General features: G+C 40.6%; 22 protein-coding genes. 11 read left to right on the top strand and 11 right to left on the bottom strand.

The annotated features are described in order from the left end of the window. Positions 1-212 precede the first annotated feature (212 nt). Positions 213-1,658 (top strand): bifunctional NUDIX hydrolase/phosphatase PAP2 family protein, encoded by a 1,446-nt coding sequence (locus R7P74_RS17065; RefSeq protein ID WP_206959828.1) that lies wholly within the window; start codon positions 213-215, stop codon positions 1,656-1,658. Between the two features lie 160 nt (positions 1,659-1,818). Here the strand turns inward: R7P74_RS17065 and R7P74_RS17060 are convergent, their stop codons facing one another. After that, positions 1,819-2,628, bottom strand: a complete 810-nt coding sequence (locus R7P74_RS17060; RefSeq protein WP_318123019.1) for a Cof-type HAD-IIB family hydrolase — start codon at positions 2,626-2,628, stop codon at positions 1,819-1,821. A 216-nt stretch (positions 2,629-2,844) separates the two neighbouring features. Here R7P74_RS17060 and queE point away from each other — a divergent pair, with 216 nt between their 5' ends. Next, positions 2,845-3,495 carry a 7-carboxy-7-deazaguanine synthase QueE gene (queE, locus tag R7P74_RS17055; protein ID WP_005377296.1) on the top strand — a complete coding sequence of 217 codons (651 nt, stop codon included), beginning with the start codon at positions 2,845-2,847 and terminating at the stop codon, positions 3,493-3,495. Between the two features lie 267 nt (positions 3,496-3,762). On the opposite strand, the gene queC is transcribed toward queE, so the two are convergent. The 3 genes from queC to eamB all read right to left on the bottom strand — a co-directional run bounded on the left by queC (position 3,763) and on the right by eamB (position 5,718). Further along, the gene (gene queC / locus R7P74_RS17050; RefSeq protein ID WP_005377298.1) at positions 3,763-4,419 is read right to left on the bottom strand and encodes a 7-cyano-7-deazaguanine synthase QueC; all 657 of its coding nucleotides are present in this window, start codon (positions 4,417-4,419) and stop codon (positions 3,763-3,765) included. Positions 4,420-4,486: 67 nt separating this feature from the next. Next, positions 4,487-4,825 carry a helix-turn-helix domain-containing protein gene (locus tag R7P74_RS17045; RefSeq protein ID WP_005388200.1) on the bottom strand — a complete coding sequence of 113 codons (339 nt, stop codon included), beginning with the start codon at positions 4,823-4,825 and terminating at the stop codon, positions 4,487-4,489. Between the two features lie 308 nt (positions 4,826-5,133). After that, entirely contained in the window at positions 5,134-5,718 is a 585-nt protein-coding gene (eamB, locus tag R7P74_RS17040) for a cysteine/O-acetylserine transporter (RefSeq protein ID WP_005388201.1), read from the bottom strand. Between the two features lie 112 nt (positions 5,719-5,830). Between eamB and R7P74_RS17035 the strand changes: the two genes are divergently transcribed. Beyond that, positions 5,831-6,730, top strand: a complete 900-nt coding sequence (locus R7P74_RS17035; protein ID WP_225474011.1) for a LysR family transcriptional regulator — start codon at positions 5,831-5,833, stop codon at positions 6,728-6,730. Between the two features lie 1,227 nt (positions 6,731-7,957). Here R7P74_RS17035 and R7P74_RS17030 read toward each other — a convergent pair. From R7P74_RS17030 to R7P74_RS17020, 3 genes are all read right to left on the bottom strand, one after another. Beyond that, on the bottom strand, positions 7,958-8,887 hold the full coding sequence (locus R7P74_RS17030) for a LysR family transcriptional regulator (RefSeq protein WP_005377305.1): 930 nt from the start codon (positions 8,885-8,887) through the stop codon (positions 7,958-7,960). A 145-nt stretch (positions 8,888-9,032) separates the two neighbouring features. Beyond that, on the bottom strand, positions 9,033-12,173 hold the full coding sequence (locus tag R7P74_RS17025; RefSeq protein ID WP_318122990.1) for an efflux RND transporter permease subunit: 3,141 nt from the start codon (positions 12,171-12,173) through the stop codon (positions 9,033-9,035). 12 nt (positions 12,174-12,185) lie between these two features. Then, positions 12,186-13,355 (bottom strand): efflux RND transporter periplasmic adaptor subunit, encoded by a 1,170-nt coding sequence (locus R7P74_RS17020; RefSeq protein ID WP_318122989.1) that lies wholly within the window; start codon positions 13,353-13,355, stop codon positions 12,186-12,188. Positions 13,356-13,733: 378 nt separating this feature from the next. Between R7P74_RS17020 and R7P74_RS17015 the strand changes: the two genes are divergently transcribed. Continuing rightward, positions 13,734-14,657: a LysR family transcriptional regulator gene (locus R7P74_RS17015; RefSeq protein WP_017821684.1), complete on the top strand. Its 924-nt coding sequence runs from the start codon at positions 13,734-13,736 to the stop codon at positions 14,655-14,657. Positions 14,658-14,797: 140 nt separating this feature from the next. Beyond that, entirely contained in the window at positions 14,798-15,772 is a 975-nt protein-coding gene (locus R7P74_RS17010) for a porin (protein ID WP_033906143.1), read from the top strand. A gap of 610 nt (positions 15,773-16,382) precedes the next feature. Here R7P74_RS17010 and R7P74_RS17005 read toward each other — a convergent pair. Beyond that, positions 16,383-16,727: a DUF3316 domain-containing protein gene (locus R7P74_RS17005; protein WP_262635740.1), complete on the bottom strand. Its 345-nt coding sequence runs from the start codon at positions 16,725-16,727 to the stop codon at positions 16,383-16,385. A 461-nt stretch (positions 16,728-17,188) separates the two neighbouring features. Between R7P74_RS17005 and R7P74_RS17000 the strand changes: the two genes are divergently transcribed. The 4 genes from R7P74_RS17000 to R7P74_RS16985 all read left to right on the top strand — a co-directional run bounded on the left by R7P74_RS17000 (position 17,189) and on the right by R7P74_RS16985 (position 20,988). Beyond that, positions 17,189-17,977 carry a transporter substrate-binding domain-containing protein gene (locus R7P74_RS17000; RefSeq protein WP_005377324.1) on the top strand — a complete coding sequence of 263 codons (789 nt, stop codon included), beginning with the start codon at positions 17,189-17,191 and terminating at the stop codon, positions 17,975-17,977. A gap of 135 nt (positions 17,978-18,112) precedes the next feature. Next, a complete protein-coding gene (locus R7P74_RS16995; protein ID WP_054579516.1) occupies positions 18,113-19,060 on the top strand; it encodes an amino acid ABC transporter permease in 948 nt (315 codons plus the stop codon). 14 nt (positions 19,061-19,074) lie between these two features. Then, positions 19,075-19,809, top strand: a complete 735-nt coding sequence (locus R7P74_RS16990) for an amino acid ABC transporter ATP-binding protein (RefSeq protein ID WP_005377326.1) — start codon at positions 19,075-19,077, stop codon at positions 19,807-19,809. A 276-nt stretch (positions 19,810-20,085) separates the two neighbouring features. After that, entirely contained in the window at positions 20,086-20,988 is a 903-nt protein-coding gene (locus R7P74_RS16985) for a homocysteine S-methyltransferase family protein (RefSeq protein WP_149192493.1), read from the top strand. A gap of 147 nt (positions 20,989-21,135) precedes the next feature. On the opposite strand, the gene R7P74_RS16980 is transcribed toward R7P74_RS16985, so the two are convergent. Beyond that, complete coding sequence (locus R7P74_RS16980; RefSeq protein ID WP_205461555.1) at positions 21,136-22,128, bottom strand: zinc-binding dehydrogenase; 993 nt, start codon at positions 22,126-22,128, stop codon at positions 21,136-21,138. 346 nt (positions 22,129-22,474) lie between these two features. Between R7P74_RS16980 and R7P74_RS16975 the strand changes: the two genes are divergently transcribed. Continuing rightward, positions 22,475-23,548, top strand: a complete 1,074-nt coding sequence (locus R7P74_RS16975) for a permease (protein ID WP_428750144.1) — start codon at positions 22,475-22,477, stop codon at positions 23,546-23,548. 98 nt (positions 23,549-23,646) lie between these two features. Here R7P74_RS16975 and R7P74_RS16970 read toward each other — a convergent pair whose 3' ends face one another. After that, complete coding sequence (locus R7P74_RS16970; RefSeq protein ID WP_017635959.1) at positions 23,647-24,408, bottom strand: transporter substrate-binding domain-containing protein; 762 nt, start codon at positions 24,406-24,408, stop codon at positions 23,647-23,649. A 120-nt stretch (positions 24,409-24,528) separates the two neighbouring features. Continuing rightward, positions 24,529-25,047 (bottom strand): cysteine hydrolase family protein, encoded by a 519-nt coding sequence (locus tag R7P74_RS16965; RefSeq protein ID WP_054579520.1) that lies wholly within the window; start codon positions 25,045-25,047, stop codon positions 24,529-24,531. Between the two features lie 114 nt (positions 25,048-25,161). Here R7P74_RS16965 and R7P74_RS16960 point away from each other — a divergent pair, with 114 nt between their 5' ends. After that, positions 25,162-26,073: a GlxA family transcriptional regulator gene (locus R7P74_RS16960; RefSeq protein WP_225474020.1), complete on the top strand. Its 912-nt coding sequence runs from the start codon at positions 25,162-25,164 to the stop codon at positions 26,071-26,073. Positions 26,074-26,133: the final 60 nt, after the last annotated feature.

The following is a 26,133-nucleotide window of genomic DNA, read 5'->3' as shown; positions in this document are numbered from 1 at the left end:
CTTTATATAACTGGCAGAATTGCGATCAACATTTTATGTTTTGTCTGATTTTTGTCAGGTTTGCATTAAATTATTCTCCAGTGAGCGTTGAGATCAGGTTTTACGCGATCAACTCAGTTTGGCATAACTCGTTACTTAATTTTTGTCGAAAAAGATAAGATTAACTGCCATGATTCATTGGTTATCATTATGTTTATTTAAGGTCATATTTTGTGTTGAGACAGCTGTTATTACTCATCCTTTGTTTTATTTTGTTACCTGTTTCACCGATCTCTACGGCTAAAGCCACTGCGAGCGAAGTTAAAGGAGCGCTCTGTATTGTTCGCGCTGATGACAAGTTAGTGCTAGTTCATGAAGTATTAACGGATAAGATTTCTCTACCTGGCGGAACCATCATTGATGGTGAGTCTCCACAAGTTGCTGCTCAACGAGAAACGTGGGAAGAAACCGGTATAGTGGTTACGGTTGGAGAGGAGCTTGGCAGAACGGACACTGCGGTTTTTTACGACTGTATATCAGACTCTGACATTATCGCTTTTTCTATGAATAATTCTTTAGGTGGAAATGAACTGCCTATTTGGTTTGCCCCTCATTATGGAGTAGAAGTTGCGTCAGCGATGTTGCTTAGCCCATCTGAATTACCATCATCTTTATATCGTTATCCTGAGCAATGGCCACAAGCCACTCAGTTTTTTGATCAAGCTACCAAGCAATCAGTATCTTATGTGACTCAGTTGATCGAATCCGCGCCTTCATTTCGTCAGGTTGAATTGGCGTGGCTGATAGATTTACAGAGTTGGGTAGGGGCGTTGTCAGAAACGAGTTACGAGGTAGCTAGTCAGATCTCGAAACTCGTTATAGATCTGACAGAACCGACGGTACTACTCTTTCTATTTCCTTTTGCCATGATGCGCTTTGGTAGCCGGTTTGTGTACCGACTCTTTTTCGCAATTAGTGCAACGTCGCTTATGGTGCTTGTCGCTCAACAAGGCTTTTCGCTACCGCGCCCACATGTCTATATACCAATGATGGAGTTAACGCACAGCTTTGGCTTTAGTTTTCCTAGCTTGCCTATCGCTGTGTGGTTTTGTGTGCTGACGTTCTTGTTTCATAGAACCCAGTATTTTGGTTTGAATGGAACAACGGCAGTCTTCGTGTTCATCACTCTTACTGTGGTGTTAGGTAAGTTTTTCCTCGGCAGTGCCTTTATTTTAGATATGTTATTTGGCGCGCTGTTAGGCAGCTTGGTGGCTTGGCATGTTCTTCGACTGGAGACAAATCAAGATGTGAACGTTGATAAAGTTCTAAGCTCAAAAGGCGTCTGGTTCATTATGACTGCGGCAACATCGGTCATCTCTGTCATCTGGCCATTACCTGTGTTTGGTCGCTGGCTAGCAATTTTAATCACTGCATCAGCGTTGGTCATGACATTTAAAGAGTCGAAAGCACATTTAGATACTCGGCAGATGATCTTTGTAACGCTGGCATTGTTGCTTGTTGATCAACTCTATTTGTACTCGGCTAATATCGTATCGTTTAGCGGTTTGTGGTCATTAGTCTTGTCGACGTTACATTATCCATTATTAATGTTGTTATTTATGCTGCTTGCAAGGAAGCTGACTTGTGAAAACCAACCGAGCAAAACGTTGCTAGATTGATGGCTGTATTTGTTATCTATTAGTATTTGAGTAAAAACAAAGCCTTGCATTACAGCAAGGCTTTTACACGTTTAGTCTACGAACAACGCCGCTTGCCTATCTTGGACGGCTAGGGGTGTTAAACGTAAGAAGCTTAACGCAACAGACATGGCGGAAAGGGCTATGCATTGAGCATGAACTTTTCTATAGCTTTAGCGACACCGTGCTCATCATTACTTGCCGTAATGTAGTCAGCGATTTGCTTGGTTTCTTCCATTGCATTTGCCATCGCGATACCAAGGCCAGCGTATTTCAGCATGTGGTGGTCATTTTCTGCGTCACCCATACAGATAACTTCTTCAGGTTTAATTCCCAGATACTCGGCAATTGCGGCAACACCAATACCTTTGTTGCTCGCAGGGTTAAGAAACTCAAGGAAAAACGGAGCGCTTTGAACAACCGTAAACGCTTCGCGCATTTCAGCTGGCAGTGCTGCTATAACTTCTGTTAGTTTGCTTGGCTCTGCAACCATCATAGCTTTGATGATTGGATGATCGTCTTCTAGTGATTCGAAGTTCATCTCGGTGACATTTAAGCCATTTATCTTTGCTTCAATATCGGTGTAAGGGTTGTGTTCGTTGGTGATTAAACCATGAACTTGACTAAAAGCATGGACGTACGCACCTAGCTCTTCGGCTTTTCGCGCCACCAATTTTGCAGCTTTACCATCTATGATTTGCTGGTGGATGATGTCGTTTGTGCCTACGTTCTTGACCATCGAACCGTTGTAGTAAAGAACAAAATCTCGATCGGAATGGATATTCAGTTCGTCGAGCTTGTCTTGCATTCCTTCTAATGGGCGACCAGAAGCGAGAACGACAGTAACGCCTGCTTCTCGAGCTTTTGCGATCGCTTGTTTGTTTTCTTCAGAAATGGCTTTATCACTATTGAGTAGCGTGCCATCCATATCTAGTGCGATCAGTTTATACATCATTTCTTACCTTAAAGTTTTTTGGGAGCTGTCAGTGAATAAGGCTTGGTTTAACGTTAACCAGAAACCTATATTCATTACGCTATGAAACTACAAAATGGTCTATTTTAACAATTAATTTTTGGTTTAAATTGACCTAGACACGCGTGTCCATTATGGTCTTCGCCTCGAAATGTTATGAGTTGAGTGAGTTCTGCGTTGTATAAGCTAAATGAGATGTTTGAAACCATCCAAGGGGAAGGGGTTTTCACTGGAGTCCCTGCTGTTTTTGTTCGGCTTCAAGAGTGTCCGGTTGGTTGCTCATGGTGCGATACCAAACAAACGTGGTATGCAGATGAGAATGATCAACGTCAAATAGGCGATATTCTGGTGAAAACGGAAGACTCTCCGACGTGGTGTGTTGCATCTGCCGAGAACATCGTAGAGCAATATCAACAGCAAGGCTTTAATGCTAAGCATATCGTGATTACTGGTGGAGAGCCTTGTATTTATGATCTGCGCCCTTTAACAAAGGCGTTTGAAGATATGGGGTGCCAATGCCAAATTGAAACCAGTGGCACATCAGAAGTGATTACTTCAGAAAATACGTGGGTGACAGTGTCACCAAAAGTAGCAATGAAAGGTAAATTACCAGTGCTTAATAGCGCGTTAGAGCGGGCAAATGAGATTAAGCATCCAGTCGGTACCCAGAAAGACATCGACCACCTTGATGATCTTTTAGCAAATGCGAACGTAGCGGCTGAGACTATCATTGCACTACAACCAATTAGCCAGAAGCCTCGTGCTACGCAATTGTGTATTGATACGTGCATTGCCCGCAATTGGCGTTTGTCTGTTCAAACTCATAAATATTTGAGTATTGCTTAGACGAGAGACTCGTCATCATTCGAGGTAGCTTTGCTATCGAAACATTGCCGATATATCTAAACAGTTTATAGCGTTGTAAAAGCTAAGAAGTGTTGACTGCTGTGGTGTGGTGCTATCTTTGGTTCGACAATCGTTTCGCATTTAATTGATGCCACCAATCTGGCGGCATCAAAATGAAGCTCTGTTGGCTGGAGTTTCACGCTGAGATAAAGCGTTTAAAAGCTAACGCAAAAGGTTTCATCCCACCGCTATTACCGCTAACAAAGACTATTTGCTCGCTAAGTATTCTTCTAAGCCGCTTTGTCGCAGTAGGCACGCTGGGCATTCACCACAGCCTTTACCAACGATTCCGTTGTAACATGTTAACGTATTGTTTTGGACAAACTCCAACATATTGTGCTTATCAGCTAGAGCCCAAGTCTCTGCTTTAGTAAGCCACATTAAAGGAGTCTTAATATTGAAGGCTTTATCCATACCTAAATTGCAAGAGAGATTTAGAGAGCGAATAAAGTTGTCTCGGCAGTCAGGGTAACCACTAAAGTCTGTTTCGCAAACTCCCGTAATGATGTCTTGAATGCCAAGCTGGTAAGCATGGATACATGCGTAAGTAAGAAAGAGGATGTTTCTCCCTGGAACGAATGTATTGGGTACGTTAGCGTCGCTTAAGTCATTAGATACCGGAATGTTGTCTCTTGTCAGCGAGCTTATCGCTAACTCATTAATTGATTTTACATCCAGGACTTTGTGGCTTTTGATGTTAAGTTGCTTACCTAATTCGATAGCGATATCTATTTCATCTGAATGACGCTGGCCATAATCAAACGTTATAGCATGAACCTCATCATATGTATTTAATGCATCGATTAAGCAGGTCGTAGAGTCCTGCCCACCGGAAAAAACCACAAGTGCTTTTGTTGTAGCCATGTTGAACCCTTAGTTATGCTCTTTGATTCTTTGGTATTGATACGTATTCTTAGGCGTTTAATCCCAATTACGTACTCGACTTCGTGGCGATTGCGTCCGCAATCAGCTGGGCTGTGCTCTCAAGCACTCTTTGCTTGTCATCATTTGACAGCTTGTGGAGATTCACAGCAAGTTCAGCGGTGATTTCATCTTCACAAAAAAAATAGTTTAGAGGCACGTTTAGCTCATCTGCGATAAGTTTGAGCGTTTTTACGTCGGGAGTATGGCGCTCCCTTTCGTATTGATTCATCCTTGCACTTGCAGAACTATCATCCATGCCGATACGGATGCCCAGTGCTTTTTGGGACAGATTCGCTTGTTTACGCGCATGCTTAAGGCGGGCTGGGAGTGGGTTATTAAACAACACTTAAAGTTCATACGAAGGACTTGGATGACTAAGATTATCTTAGTTTTTCTGATTTGTGTATACTAAGTAATACTTAGTTATTACCGAGGTCGCCAAGGCCGTGTATGTATAGCTAAACAAGATTTCGTATCTTTAGGTTGATTAAGTGACGTTGAATCTACTTCTTCAAAAACTGCCGTATGAAGGAGTGGGAGGAGCGAGTAAGGGCACGAGAAACCGCAGCGATTTGTAGAGCAGAATTTGCTCTTCACATAAACGTAGTCGTCTAAGTTGAAGAGCAATATTGTTCTTGATGATCAACTATATACTTAAGTAAATAACTGTGTCGCACAATAGATCAGAGCTGCTGCTAAGCTCATATTGATGACTTTGCCATATCTCTGGAATTGCGATTGAAGTAGCTTTCCTGCAACGGCCCAAACTACGTTGCTAAGAAGTGCGATCAAAGCAAGAATGAGGCTAGTCGCTAAGATCCAGTAGATATTCTGAGTGTGGGGCAGTACGAACGTAGAAATAGAGGTAATTCCATAAAGAATGATTTTCACATTAACGAACTGCAAACCGAAACCTGTTAAGAAACTGATACCTTTAGAATTATCCGATGAAGTTTTGATCTCACTCGTAGCAAGCCCCCAAGCCAACCAAACAATATAAGCTGCTCCAATCCATGTTAGCCAAGGTGTAATCACGGGCAAGAGGCTGATCATGTTATACGTGAAAGCGCCACAAAGTAGCATCAAAACAACATAGCCACAAAACATCCCCGAAATCACTTTTGTTGAGCGTTTTAGTCCATATTGCGTCGCGATGCTGAGCGATAAAATGTTGTTTGGCCCTGGTGTAATTGAAGTAATGATTACGTAAGTAAAAAATGCGGTGTAGATGGCGGTCATCTCTATCTCTCCTGTTTTTACTGCACTATACTTCGCTACAATTGATTAAAAAATTGAATAAATTAAAACTTAGACTTTTAATTTATTGAACTGTTGGTTGTGGAGTCTAGTCATGAATCTAAAACGCTTTCTTACTTTTAAAGCTATTGTTGAAGAAGGATCGTTTCTAAAAGCGTCACAGAAGCTTTATTGCACGCAATCAACCGTCACCTTTCAAATCAAGCAGTTGGAACAAGATCTGTCTCTGCAGCTGTTCGAAAAAATAGGGCGTAAGATGGTTTTGACTCAAGCAGGAGAAAAGATACTGCCTTACGTCTATGAACTGGCGCGAGTGATGGAAAATATTGAGGGAACAGCACAGCAAGAAAACTCGGAGCCGACCGGTGAATTGAAAGTGCTGATTGCTGAGACTCAACTTGCTTATAAGATGGCTAATGTTTTAAAAGAGTTCAGGATCAGAGCGCCCAATGTCAGACTCTCTCTGCAATCACAAAATTGCTATCAGATTCGAGATGAGTTGATAGAGGATAAAGCTGATTTAGGTGTGTTTTATCGAGTAGGTAATGACGATACGCTCAAGGTGCACGAGTTTGAGCAGGAGCCACTGGTATTGGTTGCTTCACCGCTTTTAAAAGGGCTAGATTTAAAGAAGAGAGAGCAACATATTGATTTAGGATTTATAAGCAATGGCCCTAAGTGCCTTTTTCGACAGATGTTTGAGAGCATTATTCAGGAGCGTGATATTAGCATCGACAACATGATCGAACTTAGCAGTATTAATACGATCAAAAACTGCGTTGAGAGTAATATTGGTATCTCTTATTTACCTCGTTTTACGGTTGAAAAAGAGTTGCAAGAGGGCAGTTTACAAGAGCTTGAGTTCACCGAATTTTCACAGATGATCAAGCCACTCTGCGCTTATCATGCTAGGAAGTGTGTGACGCCGGCGATGGAAGTCTTTATTGATTGTATGCGTAAGGAGTATGAACGGTTTTCTACTCAGAGTCGGTGATCTTTAATATGTTCTATCTGACATAGTTTCGTTTTTACTCCTTTTTATTTTTTAAGTGGTTGATTCTAATTAATTGATTTTTGGTGTTTTATTTTACAGTCGACTAATTTTGGATGATAGATAAGATCTGATGTGAAGAGCTATTTATTGACGGAAAGAGATAAGATATCAAAACGACGGCGTGTGATAACTAGATTAGATAAGGTTACATAATTAACAGTGTAATAAATGCCATTCTTTATGGATTATTTTCAACGAGACTTAATTGTTACGGTTCGTTATTATTAACTCGTTAACGCATCCATTGCTAGGAAGTTAACTTACGCATATTGTTTTTTTCATCATTTGCAGCAAATTATATTTGCTGCTTTTTTTTAACCAAAAAAAGTTCAAAGCTTGAACTACAAGCTCTGAACTTTTGTTTATACTTAGTGGTTTTCTACTTTAATAAGTAAAACACCGTTTAAAAGTATCGCGTAACCTAGTAACTCTAAGCTTTCTTCGACCAAGTTTTTTACGTCTCTATTGTATGAGTTCCCCATGAACTCGACCCAAAAATCACCATACCCTGCAAATCGTGAGAATAAGAAAACAATAAAAAAGCCAATCGTTAATGTCGTGAAGCTAGAATGAGAAATGAAAAGTTTGACCTCATTTTTTATGTTAACTATGTTATTAAAACAAAAATAACAGACCGAGACTATTATAATCCAAGCAGGGTACTTCCATGAACCGTGAGGGAAATACTGCTCTATGTGGTAGTCCATTTCTCTAACGAATATAACCATAAAAAATGAAGACATTATTACTAATATGTGTTTGAGTTCAAGATATTCCTTAGATTTATACAAACACATTAACGATGAAAAAAGCACAAATGCTATTTGAGTCATTTCTATAAGAGAGTTCTCCGATGTGCTTTTGTCCATTTTTACGCTAAAATAAATCGTTGCTAACGTATAAATAACCAAAAAAATAAGATAAGATATTTTATATACTAACAAACTAGTGATCGAGGTGTGTTTTTCTTTAATATACATCGTAACTTGTATAGGTGATGGATTTGTTAGTATTATAAATCAAGAGTGTTTTATATTTAGTGAATTAAGCGCCATTTAGAATGGAACTTAATTCACCTAACATTAAACTTCGATGGATCTTAAACATTTCTGTTTTAAATTATTGATTTTATTTGATTTTCTGTTAATTTTGGTTAAATAGAATCAACTAGCTTTTATTGAAATGCTTTTCCCATATTGGTGGTATGCCAACTTCTTCTTGAACGATATCAATGAATGCCCTAACCAATGGTGATTGCTGACGGTGTGAGTACATGGCATAAATATCACCAAAATCTTGAGTTTCATATTCTGGTAAAAGTTGAACTAAATTAGAAGACTCTAGGTTGTTAGGAAGCATAAATTGACCTATAAGTGCAGCGCCCAGACCTGACTTTACGCTTTCAATTATTAGCTCAGCTTCATTTACCATGTATGACCCTGATATTGGGTATGTATCTAAACCATCTGATTTTGCTTTGTCGTAGAATTTAAGTTTATCGACAATAAAATTACCATTTGAATAAATAATAAAAGGTAGCTTAACTAACTCATCAGGCGTTTCTGGGTTACCATGTTTTTCAATTAAATTTCGAGAAGCAATGATTGCAGTCGTATTTTTTGCTAATTTTCTTGCTACCATTGATGAATCCCTCATAGGTCCGATTCGAAAAGCAATATCAAAATTACTTCTAATCACGTCTACATGAAGATCATCTAGCATTAGTTCAACACTTGCTTTTGGGTACTTATGTAAAAACTTCTCTATCGAAGGTTGTAGATAGAGTTTTCCAAATAATGTTGAGCTTGAAATTCGTACTTTCCCTGAAGGCTCAGTCTGAAAGTTCTCCGCTATTTGTTGAGTATCATCAAGGAGTTGAGATATTTGGTCTGCTTTTTCAACTATTTGCTTGCCGACTTGTGTTAATGAAAGAGAGCGAGTTGTTCTGTTTAATAGCCTAACGCCTAAGTGCTCTTCTAACTGCTTGATGTGTTTAGATAAAACAGAGCGGTCGATATTCATCCCATCTGCTGCTTTTGCAAAAGATCCAGCTTTAGAGACTTCTAAAAGCAGGTGTAGTTTATTTGCTAAATCCACAATGTTTATCCAAGTTAGATATTAGCGTATTAGTTTCATGTATAACTACTGCTCTGTCTAGAAATTATTAATATACTTAATAACCAAAAGAAAAGGGAGCAATAGCTCCCTTTAGTATGAATTTAAATGAGTATTTATATTATGGTTATAGTGTTTGACGTTTTTTGTTTCGACTCACTAACATGTAAAAAACAGGTGTGAGTAGTAATCCAAATACCGTTACGCCTACCATACCCGAGAATACGGCAATACCCATTGCTTGTCGCATTTCCGCTCCGGCCCCTGTACCAATCATTAATGGAATAACACCAGCGGTAAATGCAATTGATGTCATTAGAATCGGTCGAAGACGTAAACGACATGCTTCCAAAATCGCTGATAAGGTATCTTGGCCATTGTCTTTAAGTTCTTTAGCGAACTCCACCATCAAGATGGCATTTTTACACGCTAGAGCCACAAGGACAATCAAAGCAATTTGTGTGAATATATTGTTGTCACCACCAATGAACCAAACACCTGCTAGTGCAGAAAAAATGGTCATAGGAACGATCAAAATGATAGCGAATGGTAGTTTTAAACTCTCGTATTGCGAAGCTAGCACCATGAAAACTAACAAAACAACAAGTGGGAATATATACACCATCGTGTTACCAGCCAAAATCTGCTGGTAGGTTACATCAGTCCATTCATAAACCATTCCCTCTGCTAGGTTTTGATCCAGTACTTCCTCAATAGCCGTTTGGGCTTGGTCAGAACTGTAACCAAAAGCAGGACTGCCGTTTAGTTCTGCACTAGGGTAGCCGTTATAGTGCATCACGCGGTCAGGCCCAATCGTGGGTATGATCTCCAGTACAGCGCCGAGAGGAACCATTTTTCCGGCAGCATTTCTTACTTTGTAATTAAGTATTTGGTCAGGTTCGAGACGATAGTTCATGTCTGCCTGGGCATTCACTTTGTATGTTCTACCAAACATATTGAAGTCATTGACGTATAACGATCCTAAATAAACTTGAAGCGCATCAAAAACCTGCTCTAGAGGAACACCTTGCAGCATCGCTTGTTCACGATCTATTTGGATGTCCATCTGCGGCACTTGTATACGAAATGTGGAATATAATCCCATCAGCTCGGGTCTTGTTGATGCCTCACTTATTACCAAGTTCAATTGCTTGAAGAGCTCATCAAACCCCTTGTTCGCACGGTCTTCGATTTGAAGTTTAAAGCCGCCAGTAGAGCCAAGTCCTTGGATTGGTGGTGGTGGAAAAATCGCAACGAAGGCTTCATCAATGGTTGAAAAGCTCTTATTCAAAGATGCAACAATCGCATTTGCTCCGAGAGTTGGATCATTTCGTTTATCGAAGTCCTCAAGCGTAACAAAAACGATGCCACTATTCGGACTGTTAGTAAAACCATTGACCGATAAGCCTGGGAAAGAAATGGTTTGTGCTACGCCAGGTGTTGCCAGCGCGAGGTTTTCCATTTCTTTAATAACGGACTCTGTTCGATCTAAACTTGCTGCATCTGGAAGTTGGGCGATCGCAACTAAATACTGCTTATCTTGTTGAGGAATGAATCCTCCAGGAACCGCTTTGAATAGAGAAACCGTTCCCCCGAGTAACGCAATGTATACCACCACAACAACAAGGCTAAAACGAATCAGCTTCTTGACCAGAGCTTGATATTGGTTCGAGCTATACTCAAAAATTCTATTGAATGGCGCAAAAACATACTTACCAAAAACCGCATCCAAGAGCTTGGTTAGCCGATCGGGTTTTGCGTTCTTATCTTGTAATAGCAGTGCTGATAAAGCAGGCGATAACGTCAACGAGTTAATTGCTGAAATAATCGTCGAGATCGTAATTGTTAGTGCGAACTGCTTATAAAACTGACCGGATAACCCTGTAATAAAGGTCGTCGGGATGAACACCGCACATAACACTAAAGCAATTGCAATAATTGGCCCGGTAACTTCGGTCATTGCTTGTTTCGTTGCTTCTAGTGGTGCAAGACCATTATGGATGTTCCGTTCCACGTTTTCGACGACGACAATGGCGTCATCGACGACGATGCCTATGGCGAGAACAAGCCCAAACAACGAAAGCGTGTTAATCGATACTCCAAGTATTTGCATTACGGCGAACGTACCGATTAATGAAACAGGCACCGCAATGATAGGGATGATAGACGCGCGCCATGTTTGCAAAAACAAAATGACTACGACAACAACTAGTACAATTGCCTCTAGCAGAGTATGAACTACCGCGTCTATCGATCCACGAACAAAGACGGTCGGGTCGTAGGCTATTTCATATGAAACTCCAGCTGGAAAGGCTGCTTGTAAACGGTCCATGGTTGAACGAACCTGATTAGATAGCTCAATAGCATTAGCACCAGGGCGTTGGAATACGGGCATCGCCACCGCTGGTTTACCATTTAACAAGGCGCGCAGTGCATAAGAGTTTTGACCTAGCTCTACGCGTGCAACGTCTTTAAGGCGTGTCAAAGCCCCTGTTTCGTCAACTTTTACTACAATGTCGTTGAATTCATCAATATTCTCCAAGCGGCCTTTTACGTTCAACAAAACTTGGAATTGGTTTTCATTAGCGGCTGGTTGCGCACCTAATGAGCCTGCTGCCACCTGTTGGTTTTGAGAGCGTACGGCTGAGACAACGTCCATTACGGTTAGATTTCTAGAAGCGAGCTCATCTGGATTTAACCACAAGCGCATTGAGTACTCATCACCACCGAAAAGGCGCACATCACCAACGCCTCCGAGCCGAGCTATCTCATCTTTCAAGTTTAAATTAGCGTAGTTAGCTAAATAACTGACTTCACGGCTAGAATCTGGAGAATATATATGCACAACCATGGTGAGATCAGGAGAGGCTTTTTCGGCAACAACTCCTAACCGTTGGACGGCTTCTGGTAATCGGGGCAAAGCTGTAGTGACGCGATTTTGAATTTGAACCTGAGCTTTGTCCAAGTCCGTACCTAAAGCAAAGGTTACGGTCAATGTCATTCTGCCGTCACTGGTTGCCTGCGAAAACATATATAACATGTTTTCTGTACCATTAATTTCTTGCTCCAGAGGCGTAGCAACTGTTTCTGCGATTACTTTTGGGTTCGCACCAGGATAGTTTGCTGTAACTACCACTGTAGGAGGGACAACCTCTGGATATTCACTCACAGGCAACTGTAAAAGTGAAATTGCGCCTACTATTAATATCAATAGCGATAACATAGAGGCAAATATGGGTCTTTGAATAAAAAAGTGTGCAAATTTCATTCGGTTGTCTTCTTAGTCTTGAGCTAAACGTTTATTTGGCAACGATGTTGAGTTTGAAGCCATAATCAATGAGGTGTTGCTAATATCTAGCGTGACATTTTTTGGTGTGATTTTGCTATTTGGGCCAACTTTTGCTGGGCCATTTACCGCAATAATTGAGTCGGCGTTCAAGCCATTCTCGATAGCACGAAATGTTCCGTAACGTTCGCCTAAGGTTACGATGCTGTATTGCAACGTATTCTCTTCATTGAGTGTTAATACAAAGCGGTTTTCTAGATCTGTGCCAATAGAACGCTCTGGAACGAGAACTCGTTCAACTGGTTTGGTTGTTGATATCTGAACTCGGCCAAACGATCCCACTTTTAAGTTTGATTTTGTTGCATCGAATACCGCTCGAACCTGCAAAGTACCGGTGTTTTCGTTGATGGAGTTGTCGACAAAGTCAACGCGTCCAAAAAACTCCTGCCCATTTTGTCCAGATAGTTCAAGACGAGTAGGTAAGTTAGAGTCGGCATTGATTGTCGAGAAGTAACGGTTCCAAGTTCGCTCATCGACATCAAAGTATGCATATACCTGATCGTTAGAGACAATGTTTGATATAACGCTTTGATTTGCGTTTACATTGTTTCCTTTAGTAATGAATGCTCTTGAAATAGTGCCGCTAATAGGGGCATATATCTTCGTAAACTCAAGATCTAACTTTGCGGATTCTAACTGAGCACGCAAAGCCATTAGTTCTGCAGAGCGTTGCTTTACTGCGGTATCTCGGGCCTCTGCTTGTTCCGCTGAGATGGCTTTTCGCTTAACCAGTAGAGCGGCTCTCTTTTGTTCGTTTGCTGCTTGCTCTAGCGCAGCTCGAGCACTCTTAACTTGCGCTTCAAGTCGTGAGACCTGAGCTTTGAAGGTTCGATCATCAAGAGTGACGAGTAAGTCGCCTTTGTTGACACTCTGTCCGTCTTTGAACTCTACCGTTTCAATAACTCCGGAAACGCGTGGCATTAAAGAAACTTTCTCTGGTGCTTGAAGCCTTGTTGTAAAGGTGAACCACGATTGAACGGGCTCATAGATGACTTTGGAGACGTCTATCGTAGGTAAGGGAGTATTAGGTTGTTTGGTTATCTCTTCGTCTGCACAAGCAGCTAAAACGGATAAAAGGCCAATGCCGAAAACTTTCTTTAACATTTGTCGCGCCCTAAATGATTCTGTTCATACTAAAAGGAACGGCATTGTATTCATTGTACCTATGGGTAAATAGGCCCTCAGCGAACATAGAGTAGTGATAAAAATGCACGATTAAATATTGGTCAAAATGCTCGCTTTTTGGTTTGAAAAAGGTCAGTTTAGGGTTTTCAAGACGTGGAGTATTGTTAAATGTAATAAGCCATAATAGATAGGAATAACTAAACAGAAGCTAAAGATAGCGACGAAAATTAAAGCTTTTTTAATTCGTGCATTATTTGCAATTCACTGATGCAATTTGAACCATAAAAAATTGAAATTAATTTTGTAAAATCCATTTCCCATCACATAAAGAATAAAAACTAAATAAGGAATTGTGCAGTGGATCTCGCAAGCCAACTTGAATTACTACTGGATGTCTCTGAATACGGAACTTTTGCTAAGGCTGCTGACAGAAATCATATAGATCGTTCAGCTTTGTCAAAACAGATCAAAAAGCTAGAGGATGAATTGGGCTTACGGCTGTTAAACCGTTCCACGCGTTCGCTATCCCTGACCAATGCAGGTGTTGAGATGGTGGCGCAAGCCAAGAAAGTAAGAGAGGTTCTAACCGAAACTCGTAGTATTGCTGCTACATTTCAGGATGAACCGAAGGGTAACTTGAAAATATCAAGCTCCACTTTCTTTGGCAGAGCATACTTAAATCAGGCAGTTAAAGAGTTTATAAAACAGTACCCAAACATTACTGTAGAGCTGCTGCTCGATGATAATCGAGTCGATGTTATCCACGAAGGTTTTGATGTTGTGTTTCGTATCGGACCAATCCGAGAGTCCAACATGATAGTACGTAAGTTGGCAAGCAATAATATGGCACTGGTTGCATCGAAGAGTTTTATTGACAAGTATGGAACCCCGAGCTCTCCAGAAGAGCTTATAAAAATGCCAGCAGTAATATACTCTAATGCTAACTTTAAGGCGGATAAGCTACGTATAGCGCCAAGCCAGTCATCAAGCGACGTTAGAACGTATAATATCAACGGGCAGTACTTCGTGAATGAAACTGAGTTAATGCTCGATGCCGTAAAATCTGATCTAGGGTATGCTTTAATAGGGCAGTTCTTTCTTCAGGAGAGTTTGAGTAAACAAGATCTTGTACAGTTGCTTCCTGATTATAATCTTCCCGCAATAGGGGAAATATATGCAATGTATACTCACCGAAATCAACAACCATTAGCCAAACTGTTCATTGATACTGTTCAAAAAATAATAGGAACGCCTCCTGTTTGGATGGATTATCTCGACTAATATGAGTACTAGGACATAATGTTTTAGATTGAGGGCTTGTTTATATTTATCCATAGAATATGGTTGAATTTGCACTTTAAAAATAATTGCCACTGTTCATAATTTCACTCGATTCAAACAACACAAGTAGTGGTAATTAAATGAAAATGACAAGAACGTCGATCGCAATCGCAGCACTTTTTTCTGCAAGTGCTGCAAATTCAGCCGTAGTTTATGAAGATCAAGAATCAGTATTAAATATTCATGGCCGAGCGCAAGGGATGTATTATTTCTCTGATGATAAAAATGCAGACGGAGATAATAGCTACATTCGTGTAGGACTTGCAGGTGAGTCTAAAATAAATGAAGATCTTTATGCCTTCGGCTTATATGAGTTGGAATTTAAGTCTAATCGCAGAGATGCTGATGGGATTGAAGATGATGAATTTGATATCCGAAAAGGCTATGTAGGAGTTGGTGCAGATTACGGAACAGTAAGTTATGGACGTCAATACGGTGCGGTCACTTTAGTATCTGACTACACGGATATTTTCCCGGAGTTTGGTAATGAAGCTGCTGGCGTAAGTGCGGATCTATATGGTACCGGTCGCTCCGATTCAGTATTTAAGCTAACGACAAGCTATGAAGGTTTGAATATTCATGTTAGCTATCAGGCTGAAAACGATGAAGTGTCAACAGATGCAGCCTCTTATGGTGCGGCGGCGGACTACAAGTTGCCATATGGCTTCAAAGTTGCGCTTGGTTACAACGAAGGTGAAGGGCAATCGGGTGCAGAAGATGCAGAGCTGCTAACGGGTGCTATTGCATTTGAATACGACAAGTTTTATGCCTCTGTTTTATACAGTGATGGTGAAAACTGGGCTAAAGATGGTTCTGAAAGTAATATTGATTACACCGGTATTGAAGCAGTTGCCACTTATGAAGTAACAGATAAGCTTTGGGCACTAGTTGGCTATAACAATCTAGAGCGTGATGATGAAGATGTCGTCGATTACTACTCACTAGGTGCAGAGTACGATTTGACTTCTAATTTTAAAGCACTAGCAGAATACAGAATTACAGATGTAGACAATGAAGACGATATTCTTGCAATAGCTGCGAGATATTCATTCTAAAAAATTAATAAATCTAAAAAGCCTGAAACTATTTTCAGGCTTTTTTATTTATCGGTGTAATTTCATAAGTGCTGATTTTCATCCATATATAATGGATTATATTGATCGTTACTTGTTTAAGTGTTTTGAATATAATGGTTTTGTTAGCTAGTCCACTGCTAGTTTTCATTTTCATATTTTTTGAATGATGTATTTTTTCTTTGGCAACAAGAAGTGTCTTGTTGCCTTTTTTTATTTTCACGCTTTATGGTTAATTAAAACAAAAAGAGTTTTTTATATATTGCTATAAACGAGAAAAATATAACGACAATTGTCAATCTTAGGTTGAGTTAATCTTCATAAAAAAGTGAACTCAATTTCAAGGGTCTTTTTCATTTAAGTGATGTGGAATCCATATGGCGAACCAAGCGAATGACAAAGCGCCAAACGACGAAATGTATCTCAATGAAGATTGGAAAAATGATTTTTATGTAAAACGATAGAGGTAGGGATTGATACTGTTTACGTAAGGAGAGAGCGATTTATGAAAAGCAGTCGTTTCAATGTGATTAGACACCTTTACTTTCTTAAAATAGGAAGGGCTCTAAGAAAGTAAAGGTGCAGATGATTTTTAGTTTTTACCGCCGTCACTTGTTCTGAAGTGATAATCGAAGTTTATGATTGCACGATATTTAACTTCATCACGGTTAAGTGCGTATTCTTCAACTCTCACCTTACTATCATCGATTGCAATATCACGAGGGAAACCGCTTCCAATGATGTTTAGACGATTTCTAAGTTCATGTTTTGATAGAGTTTGGTATTCATCGACAAGATCAAACGCAGAGCTATAAGCGGCATCTTTTGTCATAAAGTCATTGAGAACAACTTTGTTTGTAGAGTGTTCGACATGAATACCAGCAGTAGCAGATAAACTGAATAATAATAGTGATGAGAGCATCATTAGTTTTTTCATATAGTCACCTTTTTATTTGTATTACAAAGTCAAGATGTCCAACGAATCCTTGTTAATATCTCTCGACAAAGGTGATAGTGCCATTATAGAAATGTGCTGTACATCACATTTGTGACCATTGACTATGGAAGAATTGTCAACAATAAAACTCAAGCACTTTTGACATTACGGTCAATCTGAAAAAGCGAATATCTGTATGGTTTCGTTAATAATTAAACCACTCTCGGAAACGCTGACTATTCAGTCAAAGCGTATGTTTCTTGTCGTTATAGTGACCTGCCTACAACTTAATCACTTAATGCATGCAATTCAATTGCAATGGCTTGGTATAGATTTTCATTCAGATCTTCCAGCTTAGTAACGATCCTAAAAATTCTAGTGATTAAAAAGTCATTGTTTGTGGTTTTTTATTCTATTGTCGTGTATAAAAAAACTTTACAACAAATGATAAAGGAATATCCATGAAAAAGTTATTGTGTTTTGCTGCACTGGGGTTAGCTGTTTCGACGACGGTTAATGCAGACCCAATTTTAGACGACATCAAAAGTACAGGGGAGCTAAAAGTCTGTTTTGATTCTGGGTATATGCCTTTTGAAATGACAGCAAAAAATGGGCAGTACATCGGGTTTGATATCGATTTGGGTAAGCAAATGGCGCGTGCCATGGATGTTAAGTTTGTGCCGGTAAACACTTCATGGGATGGCATTATCCCAACACTGTTGACTGGTAAGTGTCACATGATTATGGGCGGGATGACTATCACACCTATGCGAAATACTCAGGTGAATTTCGCTGATCCCTATGTGGTTATTGGTCAATCCATTCTCGTAGATCTCAAACATGAAGGTAAAGTGTCTAGTTACCGTGATCTCAATAGTCCAGAATATGTTGTTGCAACTAAGCTTGGGACAACGGGTGAGCAAGCGGTAAAACGATACCTTCCGAAAGCTAAGATAAATCTATACGAAACTCAGTCTGAAGCGGTACTTGAGGTTGCCAACGGAAAGGTAGATGCGTTTGTTTATGACTTTCCTTACAACTCTATTTATGTGGCGGAAAACAAAGGGCAGTTAATGCACTTGGCTAAACCGTTTACTTACGAGCCTTTGGGTTGGGCTGTGCCGCAAGGAAATCCAGATACGCTTAACTTCTTGAACAACTATTTACGTCAAATTAAGGGCGATGGAACTTACGATCGCATTTACGATAAGTGGTTTAACGACGATAAATGGTTAAAGCAAGTTAAGTAATCATTTTGTTATTGTAGAGGAGCGGCTAGCTTCTGGCTTGGTTCATCGCCAACCAAACGGTTCGCGCTGTGAAGCTAACGCTTTTCTTTATTCAAATACCCAACCAACTTTAATCAAAGTCATTCTCGGAATCACATGCAAAATAACTTTAAATCCTTATTGTGGAACGCTGTTTTTGTTCTTGTTTTGCTATCAATTTGCGGTCTTGTCTATCTGTCAGGTAAGCGAATCGATTACAGCTGGAATTGGGAGCGTGTCCTTCCTTATATTGCCACTAACGCTGCTTCATCCATTACCGCGCCTGTCGATGGGAACATCATTCTCGACGAGAATAACCAACTGGCTCTGGAGAGTATTCATGGTGATATTGTTCTTGAACTAAGCCAATATAAGTCTGTCGACGTCTATGAAGGTGATCTTATTTTTGAAGGAGATACCTTAGCAACTATAAAAGAGTGGCGCTCTGGCCCAATTTTAGATGGTGTTGTGACGACCATTAAAATCTCACTCTGGTCACTTATCATTGCTCTAGCGTTGGGCTTAGTTGTCGGACTAATGCGTATATCCAGCAATCTGGCATTAAAAAAGCTGGCGCTTGTGTATGTCGAGGTCATTCGTGGAACGCCTCTTTTAGTACAGATTTTTATCGTTTACTTCTTTATTGGTACTGTGCTTGACCTTGAGCGTTTTACTGCGGGAGTGATAGCGCTCTCCGTGTTTACCGCCGCTTACGTCGCAGAAATTGTGCGGTCAGGAATCCAGTCAATCCCAAGAGGACAAATGGAAGCGGCGCGTTCACTAGGAATGAATTATCCCAAAGCGATGATTTATGTCATTTTACCTCAAGCGTTTAAGCAGACATTACCTCCCTTAGCCGGGCAGTTTATCAACCTGATAAAAGATTCCTCACTTGTCTCCGTGATTTCGATTACTGATCTGACAAAAGCGGGCAGGGAAGTCGTAAGTGGTAGTTTTGCCCCATTTGAAGTTTGGTTTACCGTAGCGGCCCTTTATTTGCTTCTAACTAGTACCTTATCTTGGGCAATACAAACGTTAGAAAAGAAATTGGCAGCAAGTGATTAATGGTGGAGTCATTAATGGAATACATTATTTCAGCAAAAACAATTAATAAAATTTACCCTAATGGCTGCCATGCGCTCAAGGACGTATCGGTAAATGTAGAAAAAGGGGAAGTGATTGTCATCGTAGGACCGTCAGGTTCTGGTAAGTCAACATTCTTACGGACGATCAATCAATTAGAGACAATAAATAGTGGGTCTATTATCGTAGATGGTATCGATATGTACCACAAATCTACGGATATCAATAAACTACGCGCTGATGTGGGCATGGTATTTCAAGGCTTCAACCTTTTTCCACATAAAACGGCGATAGAGAACGTCATGTTAGCACCTTTAAAGGTTTCTAAACGTGACCCTGAATCGGTGAAGAAAGAAGCAAAAGATTTGCTTTATAAAGTCGGTCTGTCGGAGAGAATGGATAATTATCCTAATCATTTATCAGGTGGACAGCAGCAGCGCGTCGCAATCGCTCGTGCGTTAGCAATGAAGCCCAACATTATGTTGTTTGATGAACCCACATCAGCACTAGACCCTGAAATGGTTGGAGAAGTTCTTGATGTGATGAAAGATTTGGCCAAGGACGGAATGACCATGGTCGTGGTTACTCATGAAATGGGTTTCGCAAAAGAGGTCGCTGATAGGGTGTTGTTTATGGAAGATGGTGAGCTTTTGGTTTCTGACTCTCCTGAGCGATTTTTTGATAACCCCTCCAATCCTAGATTGCAGAAATTTTTATCTAAGGTCTTATAATAAAAAGAAAATTTGATTGAGGGTTAGCCCCTCGATCACTTCATGCACTATTGTGGCTCGTAACGTTCGCCTCGCCGAGAGACATAGATAATGGGCTTTTTACTCGAAGTTAATGGCGATAACATTAGCTTGGTCCGAATGAAAGGTCTGGTAAATACTAAAGTGTTTAATCAGCCATTAAGTCTTTGTTCACTTTAAACATAACAATTTCATTTTGAATTGATAAAAATTGTGTTTGAATAGAGCTTATGGATGTTTGGCGGTATGGATGTCTAAATGAAGAAAGTAACAATTTTAGATGGTGGCATGGGGCGAGAGTTGAAACGTATTGGCGCCCCTTTTTCTCAGCCGCTTTGGAGTGCACAAGCGCTAATTGAATCACCACAACATGTAAAAATGGCCCATGAGAATTTCATAGACGCTGGCGCTGAGATTATCACTGTCAACAGTTATGCATGTGTCCCATTTCACTTAGGCGAGGAACTCTATGCAAAACGGGGGACTGAGTTAGCAAAATCTGCAGCTAAAATTGCCAGAGATGTAGTCACCAGCTCTAACGGTAGAGTGCTCGTTGCGGGTTCTCTTCCTCCTGTAATGGGGTCTTACAGGCCTGAATTATTCGAGCCGAAAAGGGCACTGGAAGTGGCTTCTGAGTTATTTGAAGCTCAAGATCAATATGTTGATATTTGGTTAGCTGAGACCGTGTCTAGCCTCGCTGAAGTTGAAGTTCTATCAATAATTTTAGCCAAAACAGATAAGCCCAATTATCTTGCTTTCACCTTAATGGATGAGCCTAACTCTTTGCCTCGCCTTCGCTCAGGGGAATCTCTTAAAGTCGCGGTTAATACGCTGTTGAAAACAAATGTTTCAGGTATCTTTTTCAATTGCTCTATTCCTGAAGTTGTCGAGCAAGCGATCATAGATACACAAGCAGTATTGAGTGAGTCAGGTAGAGAATTGACGATAGGTGTTTTCGCAAATAGCTTTGCTCCGATAAAGCAAGCGCACCAAGCCAACGAGACCATTCAGGAAGTTCGTCATTTCTCTCCGACTGAATATCTTGAGTATGCTAAAAAGTGGCATGCGCAGGGAGCAAGCATTATTGGTGGTTGCTGTGGGATTGAACCACGTCATATTAAATTGCTAGCGACTTGGAGAGACACTCTCGAAAACGCCTAATTTTGGTGAAGCGCAGGGAAGTATGGCAAGAGGTTTTGTTTTTCATTCATCGTTATAGACAAAATAAAGGTCTTTCATATCTGGCAAAGTAACAAGATGCTTTAACTTGCTCATTACTTTGCCAGTTTGCCTCGAGATCTTTATTAATTATTTTTGGTTCAGATTAACGACAATCTTTCCAACTGTTCTCTGATTTCGCATGTCCAAGAGTGCGTTACCTACATCCTCTAAGCCGATGATCTTCAGTTTCGGTACTTCCAATTCTCCATTTTCTAATAGCTCAGACACTTCCTTTCCGGCATTAACGATACTTGCAAACCCTCTCTCGCCAAAGACATGACCAGAGCCCAAACTTATTTGGTGGAAGCCCAAGCCTTTTAAGAAGGCATCTGGATATTGAGAAGGGTCGACAGTCTTGACGAGCTCCACCATTTCGCCCTCAAAGGTTAACACCGAGGCTGCAATTCGGTCGTTATCACCGCCTACACAATCGAGTGCAACCTCAACGCCATGATTTCCGGTAATGTCCATTACTCGCTGAACTACATCTTCATGATGATAATCAATCATATGGGTTGCTCCTAACGAGGACAAATATGCGTGATTAGCTTCTGAACTAGTAGCAATGATCTGTTCAACAGCAAATGTCTTTGCTAACTGAATAGCAAAGCTTCCAACGCCGCCAGCACCTCCGGCGATAAAAATGCTGCTTCGATTTGAAATATCGAGCTTGTCTACCAAAGCGCGATATGCGGTCCAGGCTGCGCAAGGTGTAGATGCTGCCACTTCAACCGGAACCTGAGGGTGCTTTATGAGCGTTCTTGAATCATGGATAGCAAATTCAGCGAATCCACCGTGATGGCGCCTCATGTTTCCGTGATACAACACTTTATCGCCAACCTTCCAATCAACGACCGCATCGCCTACAGAGACTATTTCTCCTGAGACGTCTAACCCGCCAACAAAATTGTTATCCATGTTAGTGACCATGTCTGACCAATAATGAATTTTTGCATCGACAGGGTTCAAACCAACAGCGTTAACTTTAACCAATACATCAAATTGGGTTTCTAGTTTTGGTGTAGGTAATTCGGATAAAGAGAAAGTATCGTTATCTCGTTGGTAAGTTATCGCTCTCATAGGTTTTCCTTATTATTAAGAATGGTCGAAAGTCATACTAACTCAGAGGGTGCTGCTGAAATAATTATGGTTTTTTCTTATTTTGATAATTTTAGGTTATGTTTGATAAAAAGGATTCGAGATGCTCTGAAATTATCATCGACAACCAGTCTGCATAGCTAACGACATGTAACTTTATGATAAGTATTGACTAGTTTTATTATTCCATTTTTATGGAAATATTTTGTTGATCTTTTGTTTTGTGATTCTATACTTCCAGAAGTATCGAAATAAAGGCTTGTCTATCAGGTAAGCTTGTTAGCGAAAAATGACGAGGAGAGTAAATGTGAATACAGAAATTATAACTATGGCTAAAGAAGCGCTGGATATGTTTGCGTTTCTAGCAACCGAACTTATCATCTTATTTCTGGCAATTAGCTACATTGTCGGTGTGTTGCAAGATTTTCTAACGCCAGAAAAAATTCAATCTATTCTCAGCTCGAAAAAGGGTAAAGGTTACTTCATTGCTGCGTTGCTAGGTTCGATTACGCCTTTCTGTTCGTGTTCGACCATTCCTTTCTTAAAAGGCTTGTTGCGTGCAAGAGCAGGTTTTGGACCTATGATGGTGTTCCTATTTGCAAGCCCGTTGCTTAACCCAGTGATTATTGGCTTGTTTGTGGTGACTTTTGGTTGGAAAGTTGCGGTATTTTACTTTGCTATCGCGATGTCAGTATCAGTGCTAGCAGGCTATGTACTTGAAAAACTAGGGTTTGAACGTTACGTCAAACCAGAAGCATATCAAGCGGTAGGTTCTTCTTCGTGCGGTACTTCTTGTGGCGATTCAAGCAAGAAAAAAGAAGAAGCGAGACCAGCATCAATCTGTGGTACCAGCGCCTGCAATGAACCTACGCCAGTTGCGGCGAAAACATCTTGCTGTGGTGATGCACCAAAACCTGAACCTAAAGTGGAAGTGTCTTGCTGCTCATCAGACGGTAGTGCAACAGCGACAGTCTTGGAAGAGAAAGAACCTAGCCGCTGGGCACGTATTTGGCAATCAACTTGGAAAGACTTTAAGCAAGTGTTCCCTTATCTCATGATGGGCATTGCGATTGGTTCATTTATCTATGGCTTCATCCCGACGGAGTTCATTGCGGAGTTCGCTGGTGAAGCGAAGTGGTACGCGATTCCGGTCGCAGCAATCATTGGTATTCCATTGTACATCCGTGCAGAGGCGGTCATTCCACTTAGCGCGGCACTAGTACAAAAAGGTATGGCTCTTGGATCTGTTATGGCGCTTATTATTGGTAGTGCTGGCGCAAGTCTTACAGAAGTGATTTTGTTGAAATCAATTTTTAAGAACCAAATGATCGCTGCCTTCCTAATCGTTATCTTAACGATGGCCATGGGAGCCGGTTACTTATATAGCTGGGCTTTTTTATAAAAATAACCCTCGGGCGATTGCTCGAGGGCTCTGTTTTTGTCGCCATATAGGGAAAGGGAAGTTTCCTATACCGCGCAGACTATAAAAAAATAACGAGGTTACTCGTAAATACTATAGGAGAAATACTTGCTGGCGATGGTTTTATGCTTACCGCTCTGGATCAATTTTTGTATTCCGCTATCGAGTAATGCTTTTAATTCTTTGTCTTGTTTTCTCACTGCTACGCCAATGCCACGGCCGAACCACTTTTCCTCTGTAAACGCTGGTCCAGTAAAGTGATAGCCTTCACCTTGTGCAGTTTCAAGAAAACCAGCACTTAAACCGATTGAGCCGCCAAATACAGCATCTAACCGTCCATTGAGTAGATCGGTAAATGCCTCATCGAACGTACCATAACGACGAATATCAATATCAGGATACAAGGCCGAAAGGTACTTATCACCAATTGTGGCTCTTTGAACTCCAATAGATAAACGATTTAGGCTGCCGTCCTCCATGTTGATTTCTCTATCATTTTTCATTACAAAACGAGTCGGTACTTTTGCATAAGGGACGGTGAAATCGACTTTCTTTTCTCGTTCTTCTGTGATTGTCATTGCAGCAATAATCGCATCGTTCTTGCGACTAAGGAGAGAAGGGATGATGCCATCCCAATCCATTTTTGAGATAACGCACTTTACTTCTAACTCTTTGCATAACGCGTTAGCGAGGTCGACTTCAAACCCTTCTAGCTTTCCCTCTTTTGTCGTCCAGCTAAATGGGGGGTAAGCCCCTTCAACAGTGAAGCGAATTTGTTTCCACTCTTTCGCATGGCTGAAAACTGAAAATAAGCTAATAAACAATACGACTATCCATTTCATAAACGTTTCCTTGTAACTGTTTGGAAACCAATGTTTAACACAAAGTAAGCAAATATCAATGAAAGTGCATATATGTGTGACCTTTCGCCCGCATTGTGTGAGCGAAAGGTTTTGCGTGTATTACAGCTTATCTTCAATAGTTACGAGGGGAACTCTCGTTGAGACAGCGTGAAGTGCAATGTTGTGAATCATTTCATCGACCGTGGTACAGCTATCCATTAAGATCGAAACATCATACTTGTCCGCAGATTTTGAAATAGCAGTATGTGTCACGCAGTTTTGTGTCATCATTCCGCATACAAGTAACTCCGTTACATTTTTGCTTGCCAATACTTCTTCTAAACGTGTTCCTTCAAAGCTATCTGCGAAGTGCTTTACCACGATTTCGGAATTCGGCGCTAAAGCAAGAACTTCTGGGTGAATATTGGCACCGTCGCTGCCTTCATTGAAGAATGGGGCAATGCCCATGGCAGGATCGGCAATATGCTGAATATGAATCACAGGAATGTTTTGCTCATTGGCTTTAGTTATTGCTCTCTTAACATTGTCTAAAGTTGATTCTGTATTCCATAAAGGAAACTTTCCTTCCGTGAAATAGTCGTTTTGCAAATCAATTACAAGTAGGGCTTTTTGAGTCATTTTCTTTTCCTTTTATTGAGGATCATTGCGATACGAATAATATAAAGACTTTTAGCCACCTTCTTTAGAGTCTAAAATGACACAAAAGAGTCAAAAAGCGACACTTGAAGATAAATGAAAATAGCACTCGTTAATTACCCAGATAGCTCGCAAGCCTCCGTATATGGTTTAAGCGAACTCTTCGAGATGGCAAACCGTGCGGCGGCTAAATTGGGCGTTGATGTGCACTTTGAAGTAGAGATATTGGATCACTGGTCAAACACGCACTTCGATGTGAAAACAGCGGTAATGATTCCGCCTAGCGGCACTGGTCAATATTACTTAGAACCAGAGCCAGAGCTACTCGACTGGTTAAATGTCCAATATAGTAAAGGTGCGATTTTAGCCTCCGCCTGCGCTGGTACTTTTATTCTTGCTCAAACCCAGTTGTTGACCAATAAGTCTTGTACGACACACTGGGGCTTGGCTCCTTCATTAGCGAGTCAGTTTCCCGATATCCACGTAAGACAAGAAGCCATCCTTATTAACGAAGGAACGATCATTACGGCTGGGGGTATGATGTCATGGGTGGATTTAGGTTTGGAGTTGGTTTCCTTATTTGCGTCACCGGCAGTAATGCGCCTGTTAGGAAAAATGTTGGTTATTGATACTGGTCCGAGAGAGCAACGCTTTTATGAACAGTTTACTCCAAACTTCCAACATGGTGATGAGGTAATTGTTCAAATACAGCACTATATAAACGATCATTATCAAGGAAAACTGAGCAATAAAGAGCTTGCAGAGTTGAGTTGTTTAACAGAAAGGACATTGCAGCGACGCTTTAAAAAGGCGACAGGTTTCAATGTTAACCAATACATACAAAGCTTAAGAGTACAAAAAGCTTGTGATTTACTTGAGTCGACAACCCTAACATTTGACGCAATATCATTTAGAGTGGGTTACCAAGATGTGAGCGCGTTCAGGAAAATATTTAATAGAATCGTAGGTTTAACACCGAAGTCGTTCAGATCTCGGTTCTGTTCATGAACGCCAGAAGTAAGATAATGTTGGTATTAAACATTTATAACTCAGAAGCAAACACCGCAT

The sequence above is a fragment of the Vibrio sp. 2033 genome (assembly GCF_033339735.1).
This window is presented reverse-complemented; position numbering and strand designations above follow the sequence as displayed.

What these genes read in the sequence shown, in the direction of transcription:
- R7P74_RS17010 (WP_033906143.1), top strand. Translation starts at nt 14,798, where the DNA reads ATGAAAATGACAAGAACGTCGATCGCAATCGCAGCACTTTTTTCTGCA.
- R7P74_RS17025 (WP_318122990.1), bottom strand. Translation starts at nt 12,173, where the DNA reads ATGAAATTTGCACACTTTTTTATTCAAAGACCCATATTTGCCTCTATG.
- eamB (WP_005388201.1), bottom strand. Translation starts at nt 5,718, where the DNA reads ATGACCGCCATCTACACCGCATTTTTTACTTACGTAATCATTACTTCA.
- R7P74_RS16970 (WP_017635959.1), bottom strand. Translation starts at nt 24,408, where the DNA reads ATGAAATGGATAGTCGTATTGTTTATTAGCTTATTTTCAGTTTTCAGC.
- R7P74_RS16985 (WP_149192493.1), top strand. Translation starts at nt 20,086, where the DNA reads ATGAAGAAAGTAACAATTTTAGATGGTGGCATGGGGCGAGAGTTGAAA.
- R7P74_RS16975 (WP_428750144.1), top strand. Translation starts at nt 22,475, where the DNA reads ATGGCTAAAGAAGCGCTGGATATGTTTGCGTTTCTAGCAACCGAACTT.
- R7P74_RS17000 (WP_005377324.1), top strand. Translation starts at nt 17,189, where the DNA reads ATGAAAAAGTTATTGTGTTTTGCTGCACTGGGGTTAGCTGTTTCGACG.
- R7P74_RS17005 (WP_262635740.1), bottom strand. Translation starts at nt 16,727, where the DNA reads ATGAAAAAACTAATGATGCTCTCATCACTATTATTATTCAGTTTATCT.
- R7P74_RS16965 (WP_054579520.1), bottom strand. Translation starts at nt 25,047, where the DNA reads ATGACTCAAAAAGCCCTACTTGTAATTGATTTGCAAAACGACTATTTC.
- R7P74_RS16960 (WP_225474020.1), top strand. Translation starts at nt 25,162, where the DNA reads ATGAAAATAGCACTCGTTAATTACCCAGATAGCTCGCAAGCCTCCGTA.
- R7P74_RS16990 (WP_005377326.1), top strand. Translation starts at nt 19,075, where the DNA reads ATGGAATACATTATTTCAGCAAAAACAATTAATAAAATTTACCCTAAT.
- R7P74_RS16980 (WP_205461555.1), bottom strand. Translation starts at nt 22,128, where the DNA reads ATGAGAGCGATAACTTACCAACGAGATAACGATACTTTCTCTTTATCC.
- R7P74_RS16995 (WP_054579516.1), top strand. Translation starts at nt 18,113, where the DNA reads ATGCAAAATAACTTTAAATCCTTATTGTGGAACGCTGTTTTTGTTCTT.
- R7P74_RS17020 (WP_318122989.1), bottom strand. Translation starts at nt 13,355, where the DNA reads ATGTTAAAGAAAGTTTTCGGCATTGGCCTTTTATCCGTTTTAGCTGCT.
- R7P74_RS17060 (WP_318123019.1), bottom strand. Translation starts at nt 2,628, where the DNA reads ATGTATAAACTGATCGCACTAGATATGGATGGCACGCTACTCAATAGT.
- R7P74_RS17035 (WP_225474011.1), top strand. Translation starts at nt 5,831, where the DNA reads ATGAATCTAAAACGCTTTCTTACTTTTAAAGCTATTGTTGAAGAAGGA.
- queE (WP_005377296.1), top strand. Translation starts at nt 2,845, where the DNA reads ATGTTTGAAACCATCCAAGGGGAAGGGGTTTTCACTGGAGTCCCTGCT.
- queC (WP_005377298.1), bottom strand. Translation starts at nt 4,419, where the DNA reads ATGGCTACAACAAAAGCACTTGTGGTTTTTTCCGGTGGGCAGGACTCT.